This is a genomic window from Rhodocaloribacter sp. (genome assembly GCF_056451265.1).
The window spans coordinates 49,986-59,429 of record NZ_JBWOPL010000011.1 but is presented as its reverse complement, the minus strand read 5'-3'; the positions used below and the strand labels follow the sequence as shown (position 1 = coordinate 59,429).

Sequence of the window (9,444 nt, the reverse complement as noted above, 5' to 3'; positions counted from 1 at the left end):
GAGGGCGGTCCGTTTTCGTATTCATGCTTCGTTCTCCACGAACCGGCCCTTGTTATAGACCGCCCATGCCCGTCCGACCATCTCGAAGCCGACGAACGGCGTGTTTCGGCTTTTCGAACGGATGTGGCGTTCCTCGAAGGTCCACCGCGTCTCGGCGTCGAAGACGGTGAGGTTGGCGGCTTCGCCCTCGGCCAGGCGCGGCACGGGCAGGCGGAGGATGCGGCGCGGCGCGACGGTGAGCTTGCGCACGGCCTCGGCCGCCGTCAGCACACCGGGCGCGAGAAGCTCTCGGCCCGTCAGCCCCCAGGCCGTCTCCAGCCCGAGGATGCCGAACGGCGCGCGGTCGAACGGCGCGGCTTTCTCCTCCGGCGCGTGCGGCGCGTGGTCGGTGCAGATCGCGTCGAGGGTGTCGTCGGCGAGGGCGGCTTTCATGGCGGCCACGTCCGCCGCGGTGCGCAGCGGGGGGTGCATCTTCGTGTTCGGATCGCAGCCGCTCGCCGCCACGGCCTCGTCGGTGAGGGTGAAGTGGTGGGTGCAGACCTCCGCCGTCACGGGGATGCCGCGCGCCTTCGCCAGGCGGACGAGCGCCGCGCCCTTGGCCGTGGAGAGGTGCGCCACGTGGAGCGGCCCGCCGGTCAGCTCGGCCAGCAAAAGGTCGCGGGCGATCATCAACTCTTCGGAGAGCGCGGGCACGGGGCGCATGCCCAGCCGCCGCGAGACCTCGCCCTCGTTCATGTAGCCTTTCGGCCCGGCCGTCAGATCCTCCATGTGGTTGATGACGGGGCGGTCGAGGCGAGCGGCGGCTTCGAGGGCCTGCCGCATGAGGGCGCTCGACTGCACGGGCGAGCCGTCGTCGCTGAAGGCCACGGCGCCTGCGGCGGCGAGCGCTTCGAGGTCGGCGAGGGTCTCCCCGGCGCGCCCCACGGAGACGCACGCGATGGGGTGGACGTCTACCGGTGTGGCTCCGGCGCGGGCGCGGATGAAGGCGACGACCTCCGGCGCGTCGATGGGCGGGTTCGTGTTCGGCATGCACGCCACCGCCGTGAAGCCGCCGAACGCCGCCGCCCGGCAGCCGGTCTCGATGGTCTCCTTGTGCTCATAGCCCGGCTCGCGGAGGTGCACGTGCATGTCCATCCAACCCGGCGAGATCATCTTTCCCGAGGCGTCATAGACCGGCGCGTCGGCGGCGTCGAGGTCCGGGTCGATGCGCGCGATGCGGCCCTCACGGATGAGCACGTCGGACCGGCGGGTCGCGCCGGTTTCGGGGTCGAGGAGGAGGCCGTTCTTGAGGAGGAGGTCCGGGGTCATGGGCGTGGAAGGGATAGGGGAAACGGATCTTTGAACGTACGCCGCGGCAACCGGTTTGTCGCACGAGTCGGGTCAAAGATCCCGGGGATTTTTTCGAGGGAGGACCGTGGCCCTCGCCCGAGGCCCGGGGGAAACTCCCGCTCGTTCCGTTCCGTTGGAGGCCTAGACGATCACTCAATTCAAAGGATCTCCTCATGGGACGCACGAGCAAGACCCGGGAAAAGCTCATCGACGCCGCCCGCACCTTGATGTGGGACCGCGGCTTCGTGGACGTCGGTGTGCAGGAGCTCTGCACGAAAGCGGGCGTCCGCCCCGGCAGCTTTTATTATTTCTTCCCCTCGAAGGCCGCCCTCACGGTCGAGGCGCTCGAAACCCAGTGGCAGGCCTTTTCCGAGCGGATACTCGCGCCCGCTCTTGCTCTGGAGAACCCGCTCGACCGTCTGCGGCACTTTTTCTCCGAGTTGCACCGTTCCTTCCGGGAAGCGCATCAGACGACCGGGCATGTAGGCGGCTGCCCCTTCGGAAACATGAGCGGCGAACTTCAGGCGCTCGACGAGGCGATTCGGGACAAGCTCCGGGAGATGTTCGACCGGCAAATAGCTTTTTTCGAGACGATCCTCCGAGAGGCCCGGGACCGGCGCCTGATCCCGGTCGCAGACGTGTCGTCCAAAGCCCGCGCCCTGCTGGCAATGCTCCAGGGAATGCAGATGCTGGCGCACACGTACAACGACCCGGACGTGATCGAGGCGCTTACGCCCGAAGCCTTCCGTCTTCTCGGAATCGAGCGCGCCGCCTCGGAAACGTGAGGGGCTCACTGCGTTCACCGCCATTGCCCTCCCATACACCCAGCCCCTCTCCACCCCATCCCCGCCGTTGATCCCGAACGCTTCTCGCGAAGGGCGCCTTCCCGAGGCTGTCGGGAAAGGATGCTACCTCTCCCGTAACCTTTTCGAAGCAGGCGCGTCTGAGGTTGGTAGATGATCACTCAACTATTGAGTTTCACTCCACCTACCAACCACGGAGACATTCTCATGGGAAAGCTTGATGGAAAGGTCGCCGTCGTCACCGGCGGCAACAGCGGGATCGGACTCGGCATCGCCACGGAATTTGCCCGTCAGGGCGCTCGCGTCGTCATCTTCGGGCGCAACGGCGAGCGGCTCGCCGACGCCCTCCGCATGCTCGGCGACCAGGCCCTCGCCGTACAGGGAGACGTGACGAACCTCGCCGACCTCGACCGCCTCTTTGTCCGCACTGCCGAGCGTTTCGGCAAAGTCGACGTGCTCGTCGCCAATGCCGGGATCGCCCGGCCGCTCCCGGTCGAACACATCGACGAGTCGAACTTCGACCTGATCTCCGGCGTGAATTTCAAGGGCGCTTTTTTCACCGTACAGCGTGCGCTCGCGCACCTCAACGACGGCGCCTCGATCCTCCTCATCACCTCGGGCGCGAACCGGAAAGGGTTGCCGGGCTTCTCGGTTTACGCCGCAACGAAGGCGGCGCTCCGCTCGCTCGCGCGTTCCTTCTCCACCGAACTCGCCGAACGCGGCATCCGTGTGAACGCGCTCAGTCCCGGCCCCATCGAGACGCCGCTCTTCGAGAAGATGGGCCTGCCGCCGGAAACCGTCGAAGCCTTCGGCGAGACGCTCACCCGGCAAATCCCCGTGGGGCGGTTCGGGAAGCCGCAGGAGATGGCCAAGGCCGCCCTCTTCCTCGCCTCCGACGACGCCTCGTACGTCGTGGGCACGGAACTCGTCGCCGACGGCGGGCTGACGCAGGTCTGACGATCCCCGGCAACCTTCAACCTCTATCCAACCTTTCATCACGTCATGGAAATACACACGAAAGAATCCCGAACGCGCGCAGTCCTCGACCAGGTCATGAGCGCCTACGGCTTCGTTCCCAATGTGTACCGGGAGATCGCCGAGCACAGCCCTGCGGTGGCGGAGATCTACCTCAAGGCCAACGAACGTTTCGAAGGCGCCTCGCTCACTCCGCAGGAGACGCAGGCCGTCATACTCGCCGTCTCGGCGTACAACGACTGTCACTATTGCACGAAGGCCCACAGCACCGTCGGCAAGATGGTGGGGCTGCCCGAAACCGAGATCGACGCCATCCTGAGCGGCGACCTGCCCCGGAATGAACGTCTCCGCCACCTCGTCGCGGCCACGCGCCGCATCCTCGACAAGCGGGGCTGGCTCAGCGACGACGACCTCGAAGCGCTGGCCTCCAGGGACATCTCCCGCGGGCAAGTCTACGAGATCATCGCCCTGATCGGCATCAAAACGATCACCAATTACATCAACCACATCGCCCACACGGAGGTAGACCCCCAGTTCCGGTAAAGCGCGCGGTATGAAGCAACGGCCGAAAGCCACACGGCGTCCGGAGAATGCATTCCGGACGCCGTGTTGGTTGGGGGCCTTGCGGCCGTCACAGGTTTTCGTGGATGAAGTCCGTGGCCATGCGGAAGAGGTGGAGGCGCGTCTTGCCGCCGAAGATGCCGTGGTTGCGGCCCGGATACATCATGAAGCGGAACTGCCGGTTGGCCGCCTCGAACTTGTCGATCATCTGCACCGAATTCTGGAAGTGCACGTTGTCGTCGAAGTCGCCGTGGGCCATGAGGAGCTTCTGGTGGTCGCCGAGGCGGTCGGCATAGGTTTGCGGCGCGCCCATCCGATAGCCCTCCTGGTTCTTTTGCGGGGTGGACATGTACCGTTCGGTATAGATCGTGTCGTAGAGCCGCCAGTCGGTGACGGGAGCGACGGAGACGCCGAGTTTGAAGACGTTCGGCCCGTCGTCGTAGAGCATCGACATGAGCGTCATGAAGCCGCCGTAGCTCCAGCCCCAGATGCCGACGCGCCCGGCGTCGACGTAGGGCAGGGCGGCGAAGTGCTTCGCGGCGGCCTGCTGGTCCTCGGCTTCGAGGACGCCGAGCTTTTTGTAGGTGACGCTCTTGAACGCCTTGCCGCGCGCGCCCGTGCCCCGGTTGTCCACGCTGGCGACGAGGATGCCGAGTTCATCGGCGAGGTAGGCGTGCCACAGATAGCGCGAGCCGCCCCATGCGTTCTGCACCGTCTGCGAGCCCGGCCCGCCGTAGACGTACATCAGGAGCGGGTACGTCCGGTTCGGGTCGAAGTCGCGGGGCTTGATGAGGTAGGCGTTCAGCGAGGCGCCGTCGGCGCCCGGAACGGTCATGAACTCCGGTGCGGGCAGGTCGTAGGCCGCCAGCGTCTCGATGAGCGTCTCGTTGCCTTCGAGCGTCTTCACCGGCGCGCCGTCGCGGCGGTGGAGCGTGACGACCGTCGGCTGGGTGGCGCTCGAATGCGAGTCGATGTAATACCGCAGGTCGGCGGACATGTTGATGCGGTGCCAGCCCGGCGCCTCGGTGATCTTCACCGGCGTCGCGCCGCCGTCGCTGCCGGCGCGAACCGGGACGCGGTAGAGGTGGCGTTCGAGCGGGCTGTCGAGGGCGGCGGTGAAATACGCCGTGCCCGTCGCCTCGTCGATGCCGTGGAAGGCCGTCACGTCCCACGGCCCCGTGGTGATCGGCGCGACGAGGTCGCCGTCGTTCTCATACAGATAGAGGTGGTCATAGCCGTCGACCTCGCTCCGCCAGACGAAGTGCTCGCCGTCGTCGAGATAGGTGAGCTTGCTCGTCTCCACGTCGATCCACGTCGGCTCGTGCTCGTCGAGAACGACCGTGACCTCGCCCGTAGCGGGATCGCCGTAGAGCAGGTCGAGGTCGTTCTGATCGCGGTCGAGGCGAAACATCCAGACCTTGTTCGCGCCGTCGATGGCGGGCGTCCAGCCCATGCGAGCGAGGTACTCGTGCCGGTCGCCGCCCGCATACCACGTGTCCGTGTCGAAGTACGAGATGCCGCCCGTCGCCACGTCGATGACGCCGATCTGGATCTCGCTGTTGACCTCGCCCGCCTTCGGATAGCGGAAATGCACGGCTTCCGGATAGAGCTTACGCAGGTCGGTCATGAAGAAGTCATGTGTGTGACTTTCGTCGAGCTTGAAGAAAGCGATCCGCGCGCCGTCGGGGCTCCAGGTCCATCCGTCGCGGAGACCGAACTCCTCTTCATAGACCCAGTCGAAGGTGCCGTTGATGATGCCGCCCTCGGAGCCGTCGTCGGTGAGCCGCGTCTCCTCCATCGTGGCGAGATCGACGAGGAACAGGTTGCGGTCGCGCACGAAGGCCACCTTGTCGCCCGCCGGGTTGAGCTTGGCGAACATCTGGAAGCCCCGGGCGCGGTCGGAGATGGGAGTGAGCGTCTCGGAGGCGAGGTCGAAGACGTAATAATAGCCTTTCGTGTTCTGCCGCCAGACGCGTTCGGAGTCGGTATAGAGGAGCACCTTCGTGCCGTCTTCGCTGTACTGATAGCCTTCGATGGCGATGAGGCGGTCCACGTCGGGGGCCATGAGCTTCGCGCCGTCGATGAGGCGGGTGCGTTCCTCTTTTTCGAGGTCATAGCGGATCAGGTCGGTGGCGCCGCTCTCCCGGTCCGCCTCGATGAAGGTGATGACCGGCCCGGCTTCGGCCCAGCGCCCGCCCCGGAAGAACGCGCCGGAGAATTTGCGCGAGGCGTGAATGTCTTCGAGCGTGAGGTGGGGGCGGGCGGCTTCCTGCGCCCGCAGCGTGGTCGGGAGCGCGGTCGTCAGCGCGATGATCAGGAGGATCCAAAAGCTTGTTCGTGCTCGCATGGTCTGTTCTCTGCTTGGTCGTACGCGGGAATGAGCGGGTCGCGCGGCGGGGGCTGCCCGGAGCCGAAGCGATCGTTCCCAAAGTACGGGAGCGGCCCGCATTTATCCACCCTTTCCCCCGCACCTCCTTCGCGCCTTTTTGACGAAACAACTCGCGTCGGGAGACGCTTTCATGGGAGATTTCGGACCCTTCGCTCTTCTCATCAGCCGGAGCCTCCCCGTGAACCGCCTCCCCTTTGCGCCGCTCCTCCTCTTCGTGCTTCTCGGCCTCGCGGCGAAGCCTGCTCTCGCACAGCCCGCCGGCGACGCTCCGACCGTGACGACGGCGGACGACGACACCCGCCTCACCTTCGGCGTCATTTTTCAGCCGCGCATGAGCTACGGCCTTTCCGACCCGTCGGCTTCGAGCGGGGATGCGCAGGTGGAGCGATACGGCTTCGGCCTTCGGCGCGCCCGCTTCCGGATGCGCGCCGCCGTGGGCCGCGCCGGGGCCTTCATGCAACTCGACGGCGCGAGCGGCACGGTGAAGCTGCTCGACTATTCCGCGAGCTATCGCCTCGGCAAGCGCGTGCGCGTGCGGCTCGGGCGCTTCGCCGTGGCGCAGCCCCGCGCCATGCTCCTGACCTCCGGCGCACAGATCGACGCCATCGACCGCGCCGCCATCGCCGAACGGTGGGCGCGAAACACCATCGGCTCGGACGGGCGCGACTTCGGCTTCGACGTCCGGTATGCCCTCGAACGGGGGGAACTCTCGGTCGCGCTCCACAACGGCGACGGCAACCCGGACCGCCTCCGGGGGAATTTTCGCGAGCAGCCCAGCGGCGGCGATGCCACGCGCGGCGTCGAGACGCAGGGGCTTGCCGTGACGGCGTCCGCCGTGTTCCGCCCGATGGGGTCGAACGCGCTCGAGGTGGGCGGCTTCGCGGGCCTCAACGGCAGCCGCAACCCGAACACGCGCCCCTCCGGAAGCGACCGGGGGCGCAACTACGTCACGTACGGCGCGCACGTGTACTGGGGCGCCCGGCCCGGCAGCCGGCCGTTCCGCCTCAAGGTCGACGCGCTCGGCATCCTCTACGAAGCGCCTTCCCGCTTCGAGGACCGGCAGCACACCCTCGGCGTGGCGATCCTCGGCGCGGCGCGCCTCCACCGGGCCGCCGAGGTCTTCGCCCGCATCGAACAGTACGATCCGGACACGAACCGCGCCGGCTCGGGCGACACGTACGTCACCGGCGGAGCCAGCCTCAGCCTGAGTGCGCTCCGGGGCAAGCCGTATCACCGCGAGCGTCTCACCCTCGGCTACAGCCTCTTCTCGCCCGACGGAAGCAACGCCCGCGAACATCTCGTCATCCTTCAGGCACAGCTCGTCTTTTAAGCGCCGGGCCCCGGCCCCGCTCTTCCGGCATGGATACACGCTCCACGCACGACGCCCTCCTCTCGCCGACGGCGGCCGAGATCAACCTGACGCATCTGCGGCACAATGCGCGGGTGCTCATGGCCCGCGCGGGCGACGCCGACGTGATGGGGGTGGTGAAGGCCGACGCCTACGGGCATGGCGCGGTGCGCGTGGCGCAGGCGCTCCGCGAGGAAGGCGTGCGCCACTTCGCCGTCGCCACGGCGGCGGAAGCCGTGCGGCTGCGCCGGGCCGGCATCGACGAGGCGATCCTCGTCTTCTCCGCTCCGCTTCCCGCCCAGTTGCCCGTCTATGCCCGGCATGCCCTCGACGTGACCGTCTCCTCGCGCAAGGTGGCCGAAGCCGTCATCGCCACGGCGCGCGCCGTCGGCCCGCTTCGCGCCCACGTGAAGGTAGACACCGGCATGGGCCGCCTCGGCCTCTCGCCCTCCGAGACGCCCGCCGTCGTGCGCATGCTCGAACGCGCGCCGGGCGTGACGGTGGCCGGCCTGTGGACCCACTTCGCCACCATCGGCGACGACTTCGTGGCGGAGCAGGCGGCCCGCTTCGAAGCCGTCGTCCGGCGGCTCGGCGGCGCGCTTCCGGTGCATACGGCCAACAGCGGCGCGCTCCTCTCGCCGCCCGAGCACTTCAGCCTCACCGGCGCGAGCCTCGTCCGCATGGGCGTGGCGCTCTACGGGATCTACGACGGCCTCTCGCCACACATCGCCCCCCTGCGCCCCGTGATGCGTCTGCGCGCGCACGTGACGCACCTCAAGACGGTCGCCCCCGGCACGTCGATCTCGTACGACCGGACGTGGACGGCCCCCCGGCGCACCCGCATCGCCACCGTCGGAGCGGGCTATGCCGACGGCTACCCGCGCCGGCTCTCGAACCGCGCCGAGGTGGGCCTTCACGGGCGACGCTTCCCCGTCGTGGGCACGGTATGCATGGACATGTTCATGGTCGACCTCGGCCCGCCCGACGGCCCGGCGGCCACGGTGGACCTCGGCGACCCGGTCGTGCTCTTCGGAGAAGGCGGCCCTTCGGCCTTCGAAGTGGCGCACTGGGCGCAGACCATCACGTACGAGATCTGCACCGGCATCGCCGCTCGCGTTCCCCGTATCTATCACGACGAAACGCCGCTTCCCTCGCAAAATGCGTAAACGCCGTCTCTTTTCTTTCATAATGCCCAGGAAATCTTATATTCCGGAGGATGCACCGCCGCCGCCCCACTTCGAACCAAAACTGCTACCTAAATGGCAACCACTTACGATCCCGCCGACATTAACATCCTCGTGGTAGACGACGAAGAAGATGTGGTCGAAATAATCAGCCATTTTCTATCGCAAGAAGGCTTCACCGTTCACAAGGCTTATGACGGCGAGGAAGCCCTGAGCAAGGCCACCCCCGACATCGACCTGATCATCCTCGACATCATGTTGCCGGGGCTGGACGGCTACGAAGTCTGCCGTCGCCTGCGCTCGCGGGTGGAAACGGAGACCATCCCGATCATCTTCCTGAGCGCCAAGACCGAGGAGGAGGACCAGGTCAAAGGGTTGATGGTGGGCGGCGACGCCTATCTGACCAAGCCGGTCGCACCCCAGGTGATCCTGGCGAACGTGAAGGCCGTGCTCCGGCGCTCCGGCATCGAGGAGAGCCGGACGCTTCAGGTCAAAAACCTTACGATTTACGAAGACGAGTACCGCGCCTCGCTCGACGGCAAGGACCTCGGGCTGACGCTGACGGAGTTCGAACTGTTGCGGTACCTCGTGCGGCATCCGCGCAAAGCCTTCACGCGCCAGCAGTTGCTCGAGACGATCTGGAAAGACGCCATGATGGTGACCGAGCGCACCGTGGACGCGCACATCAAGAACCTGCGCGAGAAGCTCGGCGACTTTGCCCGCCACATCCAGACCGTGCGCGGCGTCGGCTACCGCTTCGTCGAGGACGAGTCGGCGCTGGAATGATGCGCCCGCCGGCGCGCCCCACGACGCCGGGCGCACCCTGGATCGAACGCATGCGAGCGCGCGCCGGCG

At 67.0% G+C, this 9,444-nt stretch carries 8 protein-coding genes; 6 read left to right on the top strand and 2 right to left on the bottom strand.

The window, feature by feature from the left end; genetic code table 11:
- Positions 1–21: 21 nt before the first annotated feature.
- A complete protein-coding gene (locus tag AC1HIY_RS01170; protein ID WP_479574867.1) occupies positions 22–1,308 on the bottom strand; it encodes a dihydroorotase in 1,287 nt (428 codons plus the stop codon).
- 194 nt (positions 1,309–1,502) lie between these two features.
- Between AC1HIY_RS01170 and AC1HIY_RS01165 the strand changes: the two genes are divergently transcribed.
- The 3 genes from AC1HIY_RS01165 to AC1HIY_RS01155 all read left to right on the top strand — a co-directional run bounded on the left by AC1HIY_RS01165 (position 1,503) and on the right by AC1HIY_RS01155 (position 3,650).
- Complete coding sequence (locus AC1HIY_RS01165; RefSeq protein WP_479574866.1) at positions 1,503–2,114, top strand: TetR/AcrR family transcriptional regulator; 612 nt, start codon at positions 1,503–1,505, stop codon at positions 2,112–2,114.
- 225 nt (positions 2,115–2,339) lie between these two features.
- Positions 2,340–3,089, top strand: coding sequence for a glucose 1-dehydrogenase (locus AC1HIY_RS01160; protein ID WP_479574865.1), 750 nt, complete (start codon positions 2,340–2,342; stop codon positions 3,087–3,089).
- A gap of 45 nt (positions 3,090–3,134) precedes the next feature.
- Positions 3,135–3,650: a carboxymuconolactone decarboxylase family protein gene (locus tag AC1HIY_RS01155; RefSeq protein ID WP_479574864.1), complete on the top strand. Its 516-nt coding sequence runs from the start codon at positions 3,135–3,137 to the stop codon at positions 3,648–3,650.
- A gap of 88 nt (positions 3,651–3,738) precedes the next feature.
- Here the strand turns inward: AC1HIY_RS01155 and AC1HIY_RS01150 are convergent, their stop codons facing one another.
- Positions 3,739–6,015 carry a S9 family peptidase gene (locus AC1HIY_RS01150; protein WP_479574863.1) on the bottom strand — a complete coding sequence of 759 codons (2,277 nt, stop codon included), beginning with the start codon at positions 6,013–6,015 and terminating at the stop codon, positions 3,739–3,741.
- 220 nt (positions 6,016–6,235) lie between these two features.
- On the opposite strand from AC1HIY_RS01150, the gene AC1HIY_RS01145 reads away from it, so the two are divergent.
- The 3 genes from AC1HIY_RS01145 to AC1HIY_RS01135 all read left to right on the top strand — a co-directional run bounded on the left by AC1HIY_RS01145 (position 6,236) and on the right by AC1HIY_RS01135 (position 9,375).
- Positions 6,236–7,387, top strand: coding sequence for a porin (locus tag AC1HIY_RS01145; RefSeq protein WP_479574862.1), 1,152 nt, complete (start codon positions 6,236–6,238; stop codon positions 7,385–7,387).
- A gap of 29 nt (positions 7,388–7,416) precedes the next feature.
- A complete protein-coding gene (alr, locus tag AC1HIY_RS01140; RefSeq protein WP_479574861.1) occupies positions 7,417–8,571 on the top strand; it encodes an alanine racemase in 1,155 nt (384 codons plus the stop codon).
- A gap of 93 nt (positions 8,572–8,664) precedes the next feature.
- Positions 8,665–9,375, top strand: a complete 711-nt coding sequence (locus tag AC1HIY_RS01135) for a response regulator (protein WP_479574860.1) — start codon at positions 8,665–8,667, stop codon at positions 9,373–9,375.
- Positions 9,376–9,444: the final 69 nt, after the last annotated feature.